Annotated in this window: 10 protein-coding genes and 2 tRNA genes; 6 read left to right on the top strand and 6 right to left on the bottom strand. The window is 56.1% G+C overall.

All coding sequences use genetic code 11. The annotated features are described in order from the left end of the window. Nucleotides 1-9: 9 nt before the first annotated feature. The 4 genes from gltB to D7D48_RS08810 all read right to left on the bottom strand — a co-directional run bounded on the left by gltB (nucleotide 10) and on the right by D7D48_RS08810 (nucleotide 7855). A complete protein-coding gene (gene gltB / locus D7D48_RS08825; protein ID WP_125231061.1) occupies nucleotides 10-4536 on the bottom strand; it encodes a glutamate synthase large subunit in 4527 nt (1508 codons plus the stop codon). Beyond that, nucleotides 4533-5975: an NAD(P)-dependent oxidoreductase gene (locus D7D48_RS08820; protein WP_125231060.1), complete on the bottom strand. Its 1443-nt coding sequence runs from the start codon at nucleotides 5973-5975 to the stop codon at nucleotides 4533-4535. Before D7D48_RS08820 ends, gltB begins: the two co-directional genes overlap by 4 nt. Before the next feature lie 159 nt (nucleotides 5976-6134). Then, nucleotides 6135-6935, bottom strand: a complete 801-nt coding sequence (locus D7D48_RS08815) for an undecaprenyl-diphosphate phosphatase (protein ID WP_125231059.1) — start codon at nucleotides 6933-6935, stop codon at nucleotides 6135-6137. Further along, on the bottom strand, nucleotides 6932-7855 hold the full coding sequence (locus D7D48_RS08810) for a complex I NDUFA9 subunit family protein (RefSeq protein WP_125231058.1): 924 nt from the start codon (nucleotides 7853-7855) through the stop codon (nucleotides 6932-6934). The genes D7D48_RS08815 and D7D48_RS08810 overlap by 4 nt, the downstream gene beginning before the upstream one ends. A 195-nt stretch (nucleotides 7856-8050) precedes the next feature. Here D7D48_RS08810 and D7D48_RS08805 point away from each other — a divergent pair. From D7D48_RS08805 to D7D48_RS08780, 6 genes are all read left to right on the top strand, one after another. After that, nucleotides 8051-8137: transfer RNA gene (locus D7D48_RS08805), tRNA-Leu, on the top strand. Between the two features lie 116 nt (nucleotides 8138-8253). Further along, nucleotides 8254-10443, top strand: coding sequence for an autotransporter assembly complex protein TamA (locus D7D48_RS08800; RefSeq protein ID WP_245964413.1), 2190 nt, complete (start codon nucleotides 8254-8256; stop codon nucleotides 10441-10443). After that, on the top strand, nucleotides 10443-14603 hold the full coding sequence (locus D7D48_RS08795) for a translocation/assembly module TamB domain-containing protein (RefSeq protein ID WP_125231057.1): 4161 nt from the start codon (nucleotides 10443-10445) through the stop codon (nucleotides 14601-14603). Before D7D48_RS08800 ends, D7D48_RS08795 begins: the two co-directional genes overlap by 1 nt. Continuing rightward, nucleotides 14603-14788, top strand: a complete 186-nt coding sequence (locus tag D7D48_RS08790) for a hypothetical protein (RefSeq protein WP_125231056.1) — start codon at nucleotides 14603-14605, stop codon at nucleotides 14786-14788. Before D7D48_RS08795 ends, D7D48_RS08790 begins: the two co-directional genes overlap by 1 nt. A 327-nt stretch (nucleotides 14789-15115) precedes the next feature. Next, on the top strand, nucleotides 15116-15787 hold the full coding sequence (locus D7D48_RS08785; protein WP_125231055.1) for a glutathione S-transferase family protein: 672 nt from the start codon (nucleotides 15116-15118) through the stop codon (nucleotides 15785-15787). A 215-nt stretch (nucleotides 15788-16002) separates the two neighbouring features. Further along, nucleotides 16003-17511, top strand: a complete 1509-nt coding sequence (locus D7D48_RS08780) for a YifB family Mg chelatase-like AAA ATPase (RefSeq protein WP_125231054.1) — start codon at nucleotides 16003-16005, stop codon at nucleotides 17509-17511. Nucleotides 17512-17573: 62 nt separating this feature from the next. Here D7D48_RS08780 and D7D48_RS08775 read toward each other — a convergent pair. Further along, nucleotides 17574-17659, bottom strand: a tRNA-Leu gene (locus D7D48_RS08775). Nucleotides 17660-17716: 57 nt separating this feature from the next. Further along, a complete protein-coding gene (locus tag D7D48_RS08770; protein ID WP_125231053.1) occupies nucleotides 17717-17995 on the bottom strand; it encodes an integration host factor subunit beta in 279 nt (92 codons plus the stop codon). Between the last annotated feature and the right edge of the window lie 83 nt (nucleotides 17996-18078).

Here is an 18078-nt window from a genome sequence, read left to right as displayed (position 1 = left end):
CGCAGTATTTTACTCGGCAGCTTCCAACGCTTCATGGTCGGACAAAGGTTGGCTAAGCCGCGTGAGCATTTCCTTCGGGCAAATCTGCCAGAATTCGCCGCGCCGACGGTCCCAATCCTCAAGGATTGATTTCGACCACGCGCTGTCGGTTGTCCGCGCATGTTCGGTGATCAGGGCTTTCAACGCGTCTTCCCAATAGGCGCTTTCAAGCCGTTGCCACACGATGCTGTCTGGGTTCGCCATGTCGCCAAAGCTGCCTTCGGTATCGAGTACAAAGGCCATGCCGCCCGTCATGCCGGCACCGAAATTGCTCCCGACTTTGCCTAAAATAACCGCCATGCCGCCGGTCATATATTCAAGGCCATTGGATCCACAGCCTTCAACGACGACATGCGCGCCGGAATTACGGACCGCAAAACGTTCGCCTGCTTGTCCTGCCGCGAACAAATGGCCGGATGTGGCGCCATAGAGCACGGTGTTGCCGATGATGCTATTTTGCTGGCTGGTTAGCGGGCTGCTGACCGTTGGACGAACGATGATTGTCCCGCCCGACAGGCCCTTGCCGACATAGTCATTGGCATCGCCAAAGACTTCCAACGTAATGCCTTGGCACAAAAATGCGCCAAGTGACTGGCCAGCGGAACCCCGTAAACGAACATGCACATGTCCTTCAGATAGCCCCTTCATCCCATATAAACGCGTGATTTCGGAGCTTAACCTTGTGCCCACTGCGCGGTGCGTATTGCGGACATTATAGGTTAATTGCATCTTCTCACGCCGTTCAAACACAGGGCGCGCATCATGAATCATCTGTGCATCAAGGCTGTCGGGCACTTCGTTGCGGAAGGTCGGGATGCTGAAGCGGCGCGCACTGTCGGGCGCATCGACCTTGGCCAAAATTGGGTTGAGATCGAGATCATCGAGATGCTCAGCCCCGCGGCTAACCTGCCGAAGCAGCTCTGTGCGACCGATCACTTCATCAAGGCTGCGATAGCCCAACTTCGCCAATATCTCGCGCACTTCTTCGGCAATGAATGTCATCAAATTGATGACCTTTTCCGGCGTGCCCGTGAATTTCTTGCGCAAGGCTTCATCCTGAACACATACGCCGACAGGGCAGGTGTTCGAATGGCATTGCCGTACCATGATGCAGCCCATGGCGACAAGGCTGAGCGTGCCGATGCCAAATTCCTCAGCACCCAATATTGCGGCGATCACAATGTCGCGTCCGGTTTTTAATCCACCATCCGTGCGCAGCTTCACGCGGTGACGAAGGCCGTTGAGCGTCAGCACTTGGTTGGCCTCCGATAGGCCCATTTCCCACGGCGTGCCTGCATATTTGATACTGGTTTGTGGGCTTGCACCCGTCCCGCCGACATTGCCGGAAACCAGAATGACATCGGCATGCGCCTTGGCCACGCCCGCCGCAATGGTGCCGATGCCCGCCGCACTGACGAGCTTCACGCAGACCCGCGCGCGCGGGTTGATTTGCTTAAGGTCGTAGATCAGCTGCGCCAAATCTTCGATCGAGTAAATGTCATGATGCGGTGGCGGTGAAATCAGCGTGACGCCGGGCGTCGAATGCCGCAGGCGCGCAATCATTTCGGTCACCTTGAAACCAGGCAATTGCCCGCCTTCGCCGGGCTTTGCACCCTGCGCGACCTTGATTTCAATTTCCTCACACGCACCCAAATATTCGGCGGTCACACCGAAGCGGCCGCTGGCAATTTGCTTAATGACGCTATTGGCATTGTCGCCATTTTCATAAGGCTTGAAACGCTTGCTGTCTTCGCCGCCTTCACCCGATACGGCCTTTGCGCCGATGCGGTTCATGGCGATGGCCAATGTCTCATGCGCCTCTGGCGACAGCGCGCCAAGCGACATTCCAGGCGTGACAAAGCGCTTGCGGATTTCGGTGATGGCCTCAACCTCGTCAATCGCAACGGGTTCTTTGGCGAAGTTGAATTCCAGCAAATCGCGCAAGTAAATCGGCGGCAGTTCCTTCACGCCTTGCGCAAATTGCGTATAGGTCGAGTAGCTGTCATTCGCGACCGCGCTTTGCAGCAAATGCATCAGGCCAGCAGAATAGGCATGTTCTTCACCGCCGTTGCGTTGCTTGTAAAATCCGCCAACAGGTAGGCGCGCAACAGCCGCATCGAACGCGTCATCATGACGGTCGCGCGCGTTGACATATAAGGAGTGATAGCCTTCGCCTGAAATCTTGTTCGGCATGCCGGGGAAGAAATCGTTCACCAATGCCCGTGACAGGCCAACCGCCTCAAAATTATAGCCGCCACGGTAGCTGGAGATGACCGCAATGCCCATTTTAGACATGATCTTCAGCAGACCTTCGTTAATCGCGGTGCGGTAGTTTTCGACCGCTTGCTCCAAGCTATAGCCTTCGAGCAAGCCGCGTCCATGCCTGTCGGCAATGACCGCTTCGGCAAGATAGGCGTTCACTGTGGTTGCGCCAACGCCGATGAGCACGGCGAAATAATGCGTGTCCAAGCACTCGGCAGAACGGACATTGATCGACGAATAGCTACGCAGGCCATTGCGGACCAAATGCGTGTGCACGGCAGCGGCGGCAAGGATCATCGCGATACCCACGCGATCCGCGCTGATATTTTCGTCGGTCAAGAACAGTTCGGATTTGCCCATCCGCACGGCGGCTACGGCTTCTTCACGGATACGCGTGATGGCGGCGCGCAAGCCTTCTTGTCCGTCGGAAATGTCATAGGTGCAATCAATCTCAGCGCCCAGTGGTCCGAACGCCGCCTTCAGCCTGCGCCAATCGTGCGCCGTCAGGACCGGGCTGTCGAGTACCAAGACATCGGCATTCTGGCTCTTCTCTTCCAAGATATTGGCAAGGTTGGAAAAGCGCGTTTTCAAGCTCATCACATGCCGTTCGCGTAAGCTGTCGATGGGCGGGTTGGTGACTTGGCTGAAATTTTGCCGGAAGAATTGGCTGATTAGGCGCGGCTTGTCGCTGATGACGGCCAATGGCGTGTCGTCGCCCATAGACCCAATGGCTTCCTTGCCATCTTCGATCATCGGCGCGAGAATCATTTCGACATCTTCCAATGTCATGCCCGCAGCAATCTGACGCTTGGTGAGCTCCGCGCGTGACCACGCAGCTGGACTATCTTCACCCGCGTCAGGCAAATCGGTGATGCGGCGGAAGCCGCCGACCAGTGCGCCATAATCTTGCTCGGCCGAAATGCGGTCCTTCAACTCGCCATCGCGGTATAATTTGCCTTCATCCAAATTGACGGCAATCATTTGTCCCGGGCCAAGGCGGCCTTTTTCCAATATCGTCGTTTCGGGCAAGACAACCATGCCTGTTTCCGAACCAATCACCAGCAAATTGTCCGACGTGCGGCTGTACCGCAAAGGACGCAGCGCGTTGCGGTCAACGCCAGCCACGGCCCATTGGCCATCGGTCATCGCCAAAGCGGCAGGGCCATCCCATGGCTCCATGACGCTGGCCATATATTCATACATAGCGCGGTGGGTGGCCGGCAAATTGGGGTTCGACTGCCATGCTTCGGGGATCAGCATAAGCTTGGCCGTCGGCGCTTCTTTCCCTGAACGGACCAAGGTTTCGAACACAGCGTCCAATGCGGCAGTGTCCGATGATCCAGCTGGAATGACTGGTTTGATATCATCCGACTGCGCGCCAAAGGCGATGCTCGCCATCTTGATCTCGTGGCTCTTCATCCAATTTTGGTTGCCACGGATGGTATTAATTTCACCATTATGCGCAAGGCCGCGGAAAGGCTGCGCCAACCACCATTGTGGAAAAGTGTTGGTCGAATAACGCTGATGGAAAATCGCAACGCGGCTTTCAAAACGGTCATCTTGCAGGTCGGGGTAAAATACCGACAGCGACTCTGCGAGGAACAGACCCTTATAGACAATCGATCGGCACGACAGCGAACAGATATAGAAATCGCGGATTTGCGCCGCGATGATCTTCTTTTCGATCCGGCGGCGGACGAGATATAGATTCTTTTCAAACTCGGTCGCGTCCACCTCGTCTGGCATAGGGCCTGCGATCATGATCTGCTCAATCTCGGGCCGCGTCGCTTGCGCCTTGTCCCCGATCACGGACACGTCGACCGGCACCTGACGCCAGCCATAAATGGTATAGCCCGCGTCGATGATTTCTGCCTCGACAATCGTACGGCAATTCTCTTGCGCGCTCAGGTCGGTGCGCGGCAGGAACACCATGCCCACTGCAAGTCGGTTGGGCATTGGCCGGTGGCCGCTGTCTGAAATCGCATCGTCGAAAAAGCGGACGGGCAAGTCGATATGCAGGCCCGCGCCATCGCCGGTCTTACCATCGGCGTCGACTGCGCCGCGATGCCATACGGCCTTCAGCGCCTCAATCCCCGCCGCGACAACACGCCGCGATGGCTTGCCATCGGTCGCCGCAATCAAACCAACGCCGCAGGCATCGCCTTCGGACTCAGGATGATACATGCCTTCACGGGCAAGACGTTCATGTTCGGGGGTAGGGTAAAATATGGTCATGCTGCTTGCCTCTCGCGGCGTGCTTTCGATTTTAGATAAGTGTGCATATGCGGCGTCACATCGCGGCCATCGCGAATGGCCCAGACGACAAGGCTGGCCCCGCGTACGATGTCGCCAATGGCAAACACCCCGTCGAGGTTCGTCATCTGCGTTGTATGGTCGACACGCACGGTACCCCAGCGGGTGACGTTGAGGTCTGGCGCGTTAAATAAGACGGGCAAGTCTTCGGCCTCAAAGCCGAGCGCCGTAATCACCATATCGGCGTTCAATGTGAAGTCGCCTTCGGGGTCATTTTCCGGCGTCCGACGACCAGAGGCATCGGGGGCCGCAAGCCGCATCTTAGCGACATGGACGCGCTCTACTTTGCCATCGCCGTCAAAGCCCTTGGGTCCGGACAGCCAGACAAACTCAACGCCTTCTTCTTCGGCGTTGGTCACTTCGCGCTGTGAACCCGGCATATTCTCGCGGTCGCGACGGTAAAGGCACTTTACGGATTTTGCACCTTGGCGGATGGCGGTGCGAACACAATCCATCGCGGTATCGCCGCCGCCAATGACGACGACATCTTTACCATGCGCATTCATCGCGCCGCTTTCAAACGCAGGCACCGAATCGCCAAAACCCTTGCGATTGGATGTTGTGAGATAATCAAGCGCGGGGATAATGCCCTCTAGTCCAATACCCGGCGTCGCGATTGCGCGGGCCTTATAAACGCCGGTCGCGATTAAAACTGCATCATGTTTCGCGCGCAAATCGTCCAGCGAGGCATTGCGGCCCACCTCAAAATTGGCATGGAAATGAATGCCTGCATCCTCAAGCCGTTTGACGCGGCGCATGACGACGTCTTTCTCCAACTTGAAACCGGGGATGCCGTAAGTCAGCAAACCGCCCATGCGATCATAGCGGTCGTAAACATGGACATCATAGCCCGCGACGCGCAGATATTCTGCTGTTGTCAGTCCGCCCGGGCCAGCGCCGATGATGCCTACCGACTGGCCTCGCGATGGCCCAACTTCGACGGGTTCAACCCAGCCCTGTTCCCACGCGGTGTCGGTGATATATTTTTCGACCGAACCAATAGTGACGGCGTCATGTCCCGAAAATTCAATAACACAATTGCCCTCGCACAAGCGATCCTGCGGGCAGATGCGGCCGCAGATTTCGGGCATAGTGCTGGTTAGGTTCGACATCTCATAAGCTTCGCGCAAACGCCCTTCGGCGGTCAGACGCAACCAATCGGGAATATGATTGTGTAGCGGGCAATGGACCGAACAATAAGGCACACCGCATTGCGAGCAGCGGGATGCCTGATCGGCTGCTGCGGCGGGTGCATAACGATCGGCGATTTCGGCAAAATCCTCCGCACGCAATTCGGCTTCCCGCTTATGCGGATAAGCCTGCGGCTTTGAGATGAACTTTAGCATTGGATCTTTTGCCACAACACGCTCCTTCAGAAGCGCTGCGCGTAACGCGGCAGACATGGGCTGTCACGCAGAAAACCGATAATAGGGCAGCTTTATTGACTAAATCAAATGATTTTGAGACTATAATTTAATCCCGCGCAATTTTATTTCACATTAAAAGGTCCGTTACGGACCTTACCGTAGATAAAGCCATAACAATGCCGCTGTTCCTGCGATGATTCGGTAATACGCAAAAGGGGCAAAGCCATATTTGCCGACGATGGCGACAAACGCCTTTACCACGACCACCGCGACCAGAAATGCCATGGTGAAGCCAATGCCGATCATCCCCAGATCATCCGCGTTCAAAAGTGCCCGGTCTTTCCATAAAGCATATACGGTCGCCGCCATCATCGTGGGCACGGCCAAGAAGAAGGAAAACTCCGCCGCCGTCTTGCGTTCCACACCCATCATCAGGCCGCCCATAATCGTCGCGCCGGATCGACTCACGCCCGGCAACATCGCGGTGCATTGGACAATGCCAATCGACAAGGCGGTGCCAAAGGGGATGTCCTCAACCGCATTAAAGCGCACCGTCTTCACCACGCGCTCCAACAATAATATGATGACACCGCCGACGATCAACGCGATGGCAACAATCTCCGGCGTCTGCATCGCGGCGCGGATGGCATCATAGGCCACAACGCCAATCACCAAAGCAGGCGCGAAGCCCAACATGATGTTGCGCGTGAAAGATATCGGCCCAGCCTCCATTTTGAGCAGCCCAGTTCCAACTGCCCAAAATCGCCGCCAATATACCAATAGCACCGCCAATATCGCACCGAGCTGTATGGCAATTTTAAAGGCGACAGAGCTATTGTCGGTAAAACCAACCAGCTCGCCCGCCAGAATAAGATGCCCCGTCGATGATACGGGTAAAAACTCTGTGAGCCCCTCGATAAAACCAAGGAGCAAAGCGATCATCATATCGTTCATGCTTTGGGGCTGCCGCCAAAGCGGCCATGCTTGCGGTAAATGTTCAACCAATCAGCCGCAATGACATCCAGCGGCGTCGGCACGATACCATAAGCCACCAGCCCGTCGGTACCCGTGACCACATTGTCATGGCCGAGCATCTTAAACTGGTCATTGGTAATCGGCGCACCGGGCATCCACCCTGTGCCCTTTGCGAGAATTTTAGCCGCGATATCTGGAACTTCAACGAACATTGGGTCATGGCCAATGGCCTTGGCGATCCAGCGGTTGAGTTCCATCATGGAGAATATCTCCGGTCCGCCAAGCTCCAGCACGCGGCCGTCCTGATGCACCAAAGCGGTGGCAACAGCCTTAGCCACGTCGCCTACAAATACCGGCTGAAATTTTGTGGCCGCGCCAATCACGGGAACAACGGGTAGCATGCGGATCAGCCCGGCAAAGCGGTTGATAAATTGGTCTTCGCGGCCAAACACAATCGATGGGCGCAAGATGACGGCCGATGGAAACGCGGCATGCACCGCCGCTTCGCCGCCCGCTTTACTTTGGCCATATTCGGCGTCGCTGGCGGCGTCGGCACCAATCGCCGAGATGTGTACCAAAGCGCTAACGCCCGCGTCTGCAGCAGCCTGCGCCACTATGCCTGCACCGACATTCTGAACGGCATCCATATCGGCAAAGCTGCCCACCAGATTGACCACGGCGTCAGCGTCCATTACGGCGCGCGCAACGCTGGCTGGTTTGCGGATATCGGTTGGCATCAACTGCACTTGGCCCAAATTGCCAAGCGGCTTAATATGATTGGCGCTATGGGCATTGCGGCACGCAATACGCAACCGCGCACCTTGGGCGAGCAGTGCCTGCGCAACATAACGGCCCAAAAACCCGCCGCCGCCAAAAACCGTTATCAACTTGCCTTGCATAAATGCTCCGTCAGCCAGCGTGAAATCCTGCCCGCGCTTTGCACCACCGCTAGGCAGCTTTCAAGGCCGACCTGCGCATCGTGCGCACAGCGGCGACATTTAATCCGTCACGCGCGCGGCACAGACGTTGACAATATCGCCCGACCGCTTAAAGGAGCGCGCCTACCCGACGCGCAGAAAAGCTGCGTGTCTCGTGCCCGGATGGCGGAATTGGTAGACGCACCAGCTTCAGGTGCTGGCGCTGGCAACGGCGTGGAGGTTCGAGTCCTCTTCCGGGCACCATTTTGTTACAGGCGTTGCGTTCTTGTTTGCAACCCTTGCCTTTCGCACTATCGCATGTTGCGGAGCCAAGCGGAACCTTTTTCCAGAAGGGGGTGTTGGGGCCAGGGGATGTCTGTTTGATCCGAGTAATTGCCTTTTTGTATTTGAGCAGCGTGGCGGTGCCCTTGCTTGCCCAAAGTCCGGCGGCTGAGGCCCCTGTGACTGATCCGCATAGGCCTGTCATTACGGACACGGAGTTTAATGCGACCATTCCGTCCTTGAATGATGCGCCCTTGGAAAGCATTGAAGCCTGGCAAGCGGAGCAGGAGGAACGTCCTGTAGACGGTTCTGCGGCGCAGCAGCCGGCACAAGCCGTTGCTGTCTCCGCAATGTTAATGGCGCAAGATAAAAACGCGGTGAAATCACTGCCCGATCCGTCCTTAACCGATCCATTATTGGACGATCCCCTGCCGCCTATTGAAAATTTTGATGCCGAACCTCCGCCCGCGCCAACGCAGGCTGCGGAACGCGAGGCGGGTGCCGTGCGCTATATTCTGCGCATTGATGGCTTGGATGCAACCGCAACGGCAGAACTGGTGAAAGATGCCGATGGCATCGCGGTTGAAGCAGCGGTTTGGAATGATGTCCGGTCGCGTTTTTACGATCTTTCGTTACTTAAAGAGAATGGCGGTCGCGCCGATAGCCGCGCGGAGATTGGCCAACGTGCGCGTGCGGATCGGCAATTGTTGTTGGACATTCTGAACGGGCAGGGTTTTTTTGACGCCGATGTTCAGGTGAAAACCGAAACATCGGCAACCGAAGGCGGCCCCGTCAATGTCATCATGACGGTATTGCCCGGTCGCCGTTATTATCTGGGACATATCGCTTTTGACGCCCCAACGGTGCAGCCGGCTGATCTTATCAGTGGTAACTTCGCACCCAAAACGGGTGATGCAATCATTGCCGACGTCATATTGGCGGCTGAAGCAAACATCTCTGTCGCATTGCCGCAAAATGGTTATCCCTTCGCCAATGTCGGCCAGCGCGATATAGTGTTGGATGGCGATACGGGAATGGGTGATTATACCTTGCCAATTGACCCCGGCCTACGCAGCTATTTCGGACAATTGCGCACCGAAGGCACGGCAACATTTGACGCAGGCCATATCGCAATATTGCGGCGTTTTAAATCCGGTGACCTTTACGACAGCCGCAAAGTAGATGATTTGCGCGCCGCGTTGATTGCCACAGGGTTGCTATCTACGGTTTCGGTTGAAGCCATTCCAAGTGAAGGCGTGGCACCGGACGGAACGCCTTATGCCGAATTGCGCGTCCGCCAAGAGGCCGCGCCGTCGCGGAGTTTGGCGGCAAGTGTGGGCTATGGAACGGGGCAAGGCTTTCGTGCGGAAGGCAGCTGGTCGCACCGAAATCTATTTCCGCCCGAAGGCGCATTGCGCTTGGCAACATTGCTTGGCACGCAAGAACAGGCAGCAAGTGTCACCTTTGATCGCGCCAATGCCGGACGGCGCGACCGCAATATTGAGATATCCTTGTCGGCCCTGCACAGCAATTATGACGCGTTTGAGGCATATACCGGACGGTTGGCCGTGACGATGGCGCTGGTTTCGACCCCCATTTGGCAAAAGAAATTCACGTGGTCGATGGGGGCGGAAATCTTGGGCACGTCCGAAGATGCGTTTGAATTGGCACGCGGCGTCCGCGATCGGCAGCTATATTATGTTGCTGCTTTGCCTGCTCAGGTTGGTTTTGACCGATCAAATGATTTGCTTGATCCTGTGCGGGGCTATCGCGTCAATTTGCGCGTCTCACCCGAGGTATCTTTAGGAACCGGCAAACAAATTTATGCACGCGCCATATTAGATGGATCTTATTATTATCCAGTGCAGGATAATGTGGTGGTGGCAGCCCGCGCGCGCGTTGGAACCATAAAGGGCATATCGCGGGATAATCTGGCACCATCGCGTCGGTTCTATGGCGGTGGTGGCGGTTCTATCCGCGGCTTTGGGTATCAACGGCTCGGCCCGTTGGACCCGAATAATGATCCCATCGGTGGCCGAAGCGTGAACGAGTTTGCGCTGGAAGGGCGCTATCGCTTTGGCAATCTTGGTGTTGTCGGCTTTGTCGACGCGGGCCAAGCCTATGAATCGAGTTTCCCCAAATTTGACGATTGGCGCGTAGGCGTTGGCATTGGCGGCCGTTTTTACACTAATTTTGGTCCCGTCCGGCTCGACCTTGCAACGCCGTTGAACCGCCGACCAGGTGACACCCGCTTCAGCGTCTACGTGTCGATTGGGCAGGCGTTTTAATGGTGTCGCGGCGGTTCGCTATTGCCGGCTCTACTGCTGCGCTGCTTTTGCTGCTCTTATTGGTTGGTGGCTTCATTTGGCTCGACAGCCCATCCGGACGGACTTTTGCCGCACGGCAGATTGCGGCTTTTGAATTCGAAAATGGCCTTAACATTCGCATCGGGAAAATTGACGGGTCGATTTACGGTGACGCGACCTTGTCCGACGTTCGTTTTCACGATCCCAAGGGCGAATTTGCGCGCGCGCCTGAAATCCGGTTGGACTGGAGCCCATTGTCCTATCTGCGGCGGGGCGTGGCTATCCATGCGCTAACGGCGCAAGAATTGAACATAAAGCGCTTGCCCGCGTTTCGTGCGGTTCCCGACCGCCGCTCTCCGTTGCTTCCTGATCTCGATATCCACATCGAACGGCTGCAGGTTGATCGCATCCTCTTTGCCAAAGGCATCACCGGTGCGGGGCACGTCGCTTCATTATCGGGCAAGCTGCAGATTGCCGACAGGCGCGCGATTATCGACGCGACCGCAGGTAGTAGCCGCGGCGACCGTTTTGTTTTGAAACTCGACGCCGTACCCGAAAATAATCGTTTTGATGTCGATATGAAGCTGGACGCGCCGGCCAAGGGGCTATTCGCTGGGCTGGCGGGTCGCCCAGTCCCAATGACAGCGCATTTGAGCGGTCGCGGTGACTGGCGCAAATGGGATGGTGCGTTGACCGCGCAATTGGCGTCTGAGGGCATTGCGGACCTTGCACTGACGGTGCGCGCGGGGACATTTGCGGTGCGGGGCACTGCAGCGCCAGCCAAAGTCTTGGCCAAAAGCTTGCTGATGCGGGCGTTGTCGCCGGTTGCAAAGGTGGATTTGACGGCAAGCTTCGCCGACCGTGCCATGAAAATTCGCGGGAGCATCCGTTCTGCCGCAGCAGAGGTTGATGCCAACGGGGTGGCCGATTTTGGCGAAAGCCGCTTTGATGATCTCGCGCTGGAATTTCGCATTCTTCGCCCCTTTATCATCGGGGCGAATGTCAGCGGCACTGATATCCGCGGCAATGCTCTGCTCAACGGTGCGTTTGCCGGTCCTAGGGTCGCGTATGTCGCGCGCACTGGTCGGTTGGCATTTGACAGCACAGCATTTGAGGATGTGACTGTGACTGGCGAAATGCAAGGAAAGGCAGATCGCTTCATCATCCCCATTAAAGCCACGGCACGCCAGGTTACGGGCATTAACCAAATCGCTGGAGGCTTGCTGACCCAACTGCGCGTGAATGGGGATATTGCCATCGCTGACGGGCGGTTGCTGTCCGACAATTTGAAAATTCGTTCCGACCGGATCAATGCCAAGGCTTTGCTGATCGGGGACATTGATAAAGGCGTTTACACCACGGCGTTAAACGGAAAGCTGGATGGTTTTCAGGTCAACTCGGTCGGCCTTTTCAATGTGGTGGCCGATGTGGATATCGAAACAAAGCGTGGCCGGGGCTATGCTTTGGTCGGCACCGTAAAGGCGCATTCAACCCGGCTATTCAGCCAGGGTTTCCAGAATTTCCTTGGCGGCCAAATGTTCGTGAACGCCGGCATCCGCTATGGCAATAATGGCATCTTGCAGATTACCCGCGCCAGTTTGGTTTCGCCCTTGTTCCGGATCAATAGCGGCAGCGGCAGTTATGTGACCAGAGGCGGAGGGATGGTGTTCAATGGCGAAGGCTATTCCAACCAATATGGTCCTGTGCGCGTAGGGATGACCGGTACATTTGACCGCCCAGAATATCGCATCACGGCAACCAGCCCCGGGTTTGGCATCGGTATGTCTAATGTCGTTGGTATGGTGACGCGCAGTCCGCATGGCTATGCCGTCGCTATTACGGGATCGACCGATTATGGCCCGATCAGCGGCGATATTGATGTGCTGTCGGGCAATGGCCCGCTGACCATAGATATCATGCGCGGCAATTTTGCAGGTGTCGGCATAATGGGCCAGATAAAGCAGGCCGCGTCTGGACCGTTTGTCGGCACATTGACAGGGGCAGGTGCTGGCTTTGGTGGAACCATCGCTTTGTCCGCTCAGGGTGCTTATCAGCGCGCCGTCGTCGATGCCACTGCACGCAATACTGTGCTTTCTGGTACACAAAAACTCGCGATCGGGCGGGGGATTGTGAACGCAGACATCATCTTGTCTGACAGCCCACAGGTCATTGCCGATGTGCAAGTTGAAAACGCTGTCATGCATGACGTTACGATCGCTGCGGCACGGGCGAAGGTGAATTATAGGGCCGGTGTTGGCACTGCACAGATATTGGCCGAGGGACGCAGCGAGGTGCCTTTTCGCTTTGCCGCCAATGCCGATTTTACGCCCCAATTGTGGCGGATAGCCGCGAAGGGCCGCGCCAATGGCGTCAATTTCGCGACCAATGGGGCTATGCATATTGTCCCACGCGGAAGCAGCTATGACATTTTGCCGAGCGATATCAACGTCGCGGATGGCACCTTACGCATCTCAGGCAGCTATGGCGACGCCCTTGTCCTGCAATCACGCATAGACAAGGTCGATATTGCCGTGCTGGATCCTTTCCTACCCGGTCTTGGACTTGGCGGGCGGGCAAGCGGCAGTGTGGATTGGTCGCAGGCGTCGTTGTCTGCTTTCCCGAATGCGGATGTGCGGCTGGAGATTAACCGCTTTGTCCGCGCAAATTTGGGGGCACGATCACAGCCAGTGGACATCAGCATGGTTGCAAGATTGTTGCCCACAGGCGGTAACGCCCGTGCCATTATACGGCGACGGGGCGCCGCGGTGGGACGACTTCAGATTGACTTGACGCCACTACCTCCCGGAAATGCACGCTGGACCGAACGGTTGCGCGACGCGCCCTTATCCGGTGGCATTCGCTATAATGGTCCGGCCGATACGCTTTTTTCTTTGGCCGGGCTTGCGGATCAAAGCCTCACAGGTAACATCGGTGTTGCCGCCGATTTTTCAGGCAGGGTGCAGGCCCCTATATTGACAGGCGTCGTCCGCGCGAACGACCTTGTGTATGAAAATGATAGCTATGGCACGCGATTGACCAATCTACGTGTGCGGGGCGTATTCACAAATGACCAGTTGGAAGTAACAGAGCTGAGCGCAAAAGCAGGCGATGGTACAGTCACGGGCAAAGGCATCGTCAATTTAAGCGCGGCCAAGGGCTTTCCGGTGCAGCTTAACCTTGACCTCGACCGCGCCCGCGTAGCGCGCAGCGAATTGATTTCGACAACAGCAACTGGTCAGGTCAGCGTCACCAAAACGCCCGACGGTGAAGCATTGGTCAGCGGCACTTTGCGGCTGCCAGAAACGCGCTTCAAGATTATCCGTCAGGGCGCGGCCAAAGTCGCAACCTTAACCGGCATCCGCCGTAAAGCATCAACGGGCCGGGCACGTGTGTCCGGCGATGCAGACGCGATCAGAAGTCTTCCAAGCAATTGGAAACTCGACATCCTCTTAGAGGCTCCAGACGCATTATATGTGAGCGGAATGGGACTGGAGTCCGAATGGGGCGCTAATTTGCGGATCACTGGGACCAGCGACGTGCCGTTGATATCGGGCGATATGCAACTTGTGCGCGGGACGTTGGGTTTCGCAGGCCGTTCCTTTGCATTGGAAAGCGGACGCATTTCCTTCAACGGCGGGCCTGCAAGTAATCCATCGATCCGCGTGACGGCCGCAAGCGAGGTTGACGGAACGACGGTGCGCGTCAACATTGCGGGCACCGGACAAAATCCCGCGATTAGCTTTAGTTCAACCCCTGCCTTGCCGCAGGATGAAATTATGGCGCGGATCTTGTTTGGAAATTCCATTGCCGAGTTATCTGCCATTCAGGCGGTCCAGCTTGCGGGGTCACTGAACAGCTTGCGTGGCGGGTCGGGCGGACTAAATCCGCTAGGTGTGCTGCAATCGGCGACGGGACTTGACCGTTTGCGCCTGCTGAATGCGGACGCGAATAGCGGGCGCGAAATGGCTGTTGCCTTTGGCCAGTATATTACCAATGACGTCTATGTTGAAATCGTAACAGACGCGCGCGGTTATACCGCAACGCAATTGGAAATCAGTCTAACCCGTGCGCTTTCGGTGTTAAGCCAGATTGGCACCGCCGGCACATCGAACGTCAATATTCGGTATAAAAAGGATTATTGATGCGGCGGGTCTTATGTTCGCTCAGCTTAACCGTAACGTGCTTTCTGACGATGGGGTGTCAGCGGGACTTTGATGCGCAATATGCGGAGACGGAGGCCAAGGTGAAAGCGGCTGAAGCAAAAATTGATGCTGAAATGGCAAAGGAAGCCAAGCGCGAGCCTGTCGAAAATGGCAATTCGGATTAGGGTCAGGACCACTTAAATGCACCTTCGCGGTTTGAGGCCATATTGTTCAGTGCAAGGCGGCAAGCGCTGGGCTTAGTGGTTCTAAGTCCAAGCTTGCCAACGCAGCAATGGACAATATGGGTCAAATCCGAAGGACGCCAAAATGGCTGCGATCTCGAAACAAAATGCCCTTGCAGGCAGAATAACAGCCTGCGGCGGACATTTTACCTCGATATCTTTGCCATTTTGACGCCGCGAAGGTGGATTTAAGTGGTCCTGACCCTAATGCCTTTGCTTTTGGGGCGACGCCCCCTTCACATTCTGTGTAACCGGTTCTAACAGATACACATGTGGCAACTCCATCAATATCCACTCTGTCCCTTTTCACGCAAAGTACGTCTTCTGCTAGGCGAAAAAGGCGTGCCATATAGCTTGGTGCGAGAGAATCCTTGGGATCAGCGCGACGAATTTGTGCAAATGAACCCTGCGGGACGGACGCCCGTCATGCGCGATACCGAACGCAATATCACTTTGTCCGATTCGGTCGCCATTTCGGAATATATTGACGAAACCGTTCCAACGAACCCGATGATTAGCGGAACCGCGCAATATCGCGCCGAAATTCGCCGTCTCGTATCTTGGTTCGACGAACAATTTTATGGCGACGTGACACAGCCACTTTTGCATGAGCGCATGAAGAAGCGACTGATTGATCGTCAACCGCCCGAAGCCAAAATATTACGCGAAGCGATGAAGCTAGCGAACGGCCATCTCGATTATATCGATTATCTCATCGACCACCGCGCATGGTTGGCGGGCTCAACTATGACAATGGCTGACTTGGCTGCAGCGGCGCAGATTTCCGTCGCGGATTATCTTGGTGGAATCGACTGGAATGGGCATGAACAGACCAAGGCATGGTATGCTATGTTCAAATCGCGGCCTAGCTTTCGGCCCTTATTGTCCGAACGGATGGAAGTTATCGCGCCGCCCAAACATTATGAGCAGGTCGATTTTTAAGTCCTAAAAACGTCTGATTTCTAAGTGTTTCCGCATCTGGCTTGCCTATAGATGGCGGCAAATAGGATATACCAACCTTTAGTATACGAAACGGTAGCGCTTGTCATCGGTGCCTTTCACGGCGCAGTTGGCCATGTCGATCACTGGACCGGTCGGCCGGGCCTCCGCTGTAACGTCATCCCAGCACAGCGGGGGTCCACCTTTGGGGACAATATATGGTGTCGATTGTTTCCACAGTCGCGTATCTCGGCTTGGAAGCGCGCAGCGTTGAAGTTCAATGCCAAGTCGCACCAGGGATGGTCAGCTTCGCCGTTGTGGGTCTTCCAGATAAGGCAGTCGCAGAGAGTCGGGAGCGGGTACGCGCCGCAATCTCCGCGCTGGGTCTCGCTTTGCCGCCTAAACGGATCACCATTAATCTGTCTCCTGCGGACCTACCCAAAGAAGGGTCGCATTATGACCTGCCAATTGCCTTGGCATTGCTTGGGGCCATGGGGCTGGTGGATGCAGAGGCGCTGGCGCAATTTGTTGTAGTCGGTGAGCTCGGTTTGGATGGCAGGGTCGCGGCATCACCTGGCGTGCTTTTGGCGGCGCTACATGCCTCGGCACGCGGGCTCGGCTTAATATGTCCAGCAATGCAAGGGTCAGAAGCCGCTTGGGCAGGTGAAATCGAAGTCGTGGCCGCGCCGGACTTGCTTGGCTTACTGAACCATTTGAAAGGGCAATCCTTGCTGCGTCCGCCTGCGCCTGGGGTTGCAGCGCCGCGCGAAAAGGGGCCTGATCTGAAAATGGTCAAAGGGCAGGAAACCGCAAAGCGCGCGCTGGAGATTGCGGCTGCTGGTGGTCACAATTTGGCGATGATTGGCCCACCGGGGGCGGGTAAGTCTTTATTGGCCTCATGTATGCCCGGTATTCTGCCGGAGCTTTCGCCTGCTGAAGCATTGGAAGTGTCGATGATTGCATCTGTCGCCGGATCGTTGGACGGTGGCCGTTTATTGCGTACCCGTCCGTTTCGTGCACCGCATCACAGTGCGTCTATGCCAGCGTTGGTAGGCGGCGGTCTTCGTATTCGTCCCGGCGAAGTAAGCTTGGCGCATCTTGGTGTCTTGTTCCTCGACGAACTGCCTGAGTTCCAACGCGGCGTACTTGACAGTTTGCGGCAGCCGCTGGAAACTGGCGAAGTTAGCGTTGCGCGGGCCAACAGCCATGTGACCTTCCCTGCCAACGTCCAATTGGTCGCCGCAATGAACCCGTGCCGTTGTGGGCATCTTGGCGACGCGGCGTTGGCATGTAGCCGGGCACCACGATGCGCTGCGGACTATCAGGCAAAGATATCGGGGCCATTGTTGGACCGGATTGATCTGCATGTCGAAGTGCAGGCCGTGCGCGCCGCAGACTTGGTCCTTCCGCCGCCTGCAGAAGGATCGGCGGAGGTCGCCATGAGGGTGCAAGCAGCGCGCCTCCTGCAGAGTGCGCGGCTGCAAGGCACCGATCTGCGAACGAATGCGGATTTAGATGGTGATGCACTTGCGGCTTTTGCCACACCAGATGTGGCGGGTCAGAAATTGCTTGCCCAAGCGGCAGAAGCGATGCGCCTATCGGCGCGCGGCTACACGCGTATATTGCGCGTTGCCCGTACCATAGCCGATTTGGCTAATGCCAAAGACGTTGGCCGTATCCACATTGCCGAAGCGCTAAGCTACCGACGTCAGCCCCCGCGCAACTAAGGGGCGAAGGGGCGCAACTTGCATGAAAGATGATGTTATTCTGAAGGGCGGTTAAGGCCAATTGGTGCGGATGGCGGGACTCGAACCCGCACGCCCTTACGGACAACAGATTTTAAGTCTGTAGCGTCTACCATTCCGCCACATCCGCTTGACCATGCGCAGACAGCATTACGCTCGCAGCGTCAAGTGCCTTTGCACAAACAACTTATTTGTTAAGGCCTTCGCGGACTTCTTTGCCCGGTTTGAAATAGGGTACGCGCTTCGATGGCACTTCAACCGATGCACCCGTGCGTGGGTTGCGGCCTTTGCGTGGGCTGCGGTCGCGGGTCGAAAAAGCACCAAAGCCGCGCAATTCAACGCGCCCGCCATCAGAAAGGCGTTGAATGATCTGGTCAAAAAACAAATCGACAATCTTTTCGATTTCTTCTGTTTTGAGTTCCAGATTCTCAGCTTCAAGCTTTTTGATCAACTCGGAACGGATCATATAATGTTCCTCTCTTACCGTTATCTAATAGGACGCAGGGCGCTTATCAAATATCACGTTACAATGCGTTACAATAATGTAGG

The sequence above is a fragment of the Sphingorhabdus wooponensis genome (assembly GCF_003933235.1).
GTDB lineage: Bacteria > Pseudomonadota > Alphaproteobacteria > Sphingomonadales > Sphingomonadaceae > Sphingorhabdus_B > Sphingorhabdus_B wooponensis.
The sequence above is the reverse complement of the archived record's forward strand: the minus strand, read 5'-3'. Positions and strand labels throughout refer to the sequence as shown.

Coding starts and splice junctions, on each gene's coding strand:
- D7D48_RS08790 (WP_125231056.1), top strand. CDS start 14,603: ATGCGGCGGGTCTTATGTTCGCTCAGCTTAACCGTAACGTGCTTTCTG.
- D7D48_RS08815 (WP_125231059.1), bottom strand. CDS start 6,935: ATGAACGATATGATGATCGCTTTGCTCCTTGGTTTTATCGAGGGGCTC.
- D7D48_RS08780 (WP_125231054.1), top strand. CDS start 16,003: ATGGTGTCGATTGTTTCCACAGTCGCGTATCTCGGCTTGGAAGCGCGC.
- D7D48_RS08795 (WP_125231057.1), top strand. CDS start 10,443: ATGGTGTCGCGGCGGTTCGCTATTGCCGGCTCTACTGCTGCGCTGCTT.
- gltB (WP_125231061.1), bottom strand. CDS start 4,536: ATGACCATATTTTACCCTACCCCCGAACATGAACGTCTTGCCCGTGAA.
- D7D48_RS08785 (WP_125231055.1), top strand. CDS start 15,116: ATGTGGCAACTCCATCAATATCCACTCTGTCCCTTTTCACGCAAAGTA.
- D7D48_RS08770 (WP_125231053.1), bottom strand. CDS start 17,995: ATGATCCGTTCCGAGTTGATCAAAAAGCTTGAAGCTGAGAATCTGGAA.
- D7D48_RS08810 (WP_125231058.1), bottom strand. CDS start 7,855: ATGCAAGGCAAGTTGATAACGGTTTTTGGCGGCGGCGGGTTTTTGGGC.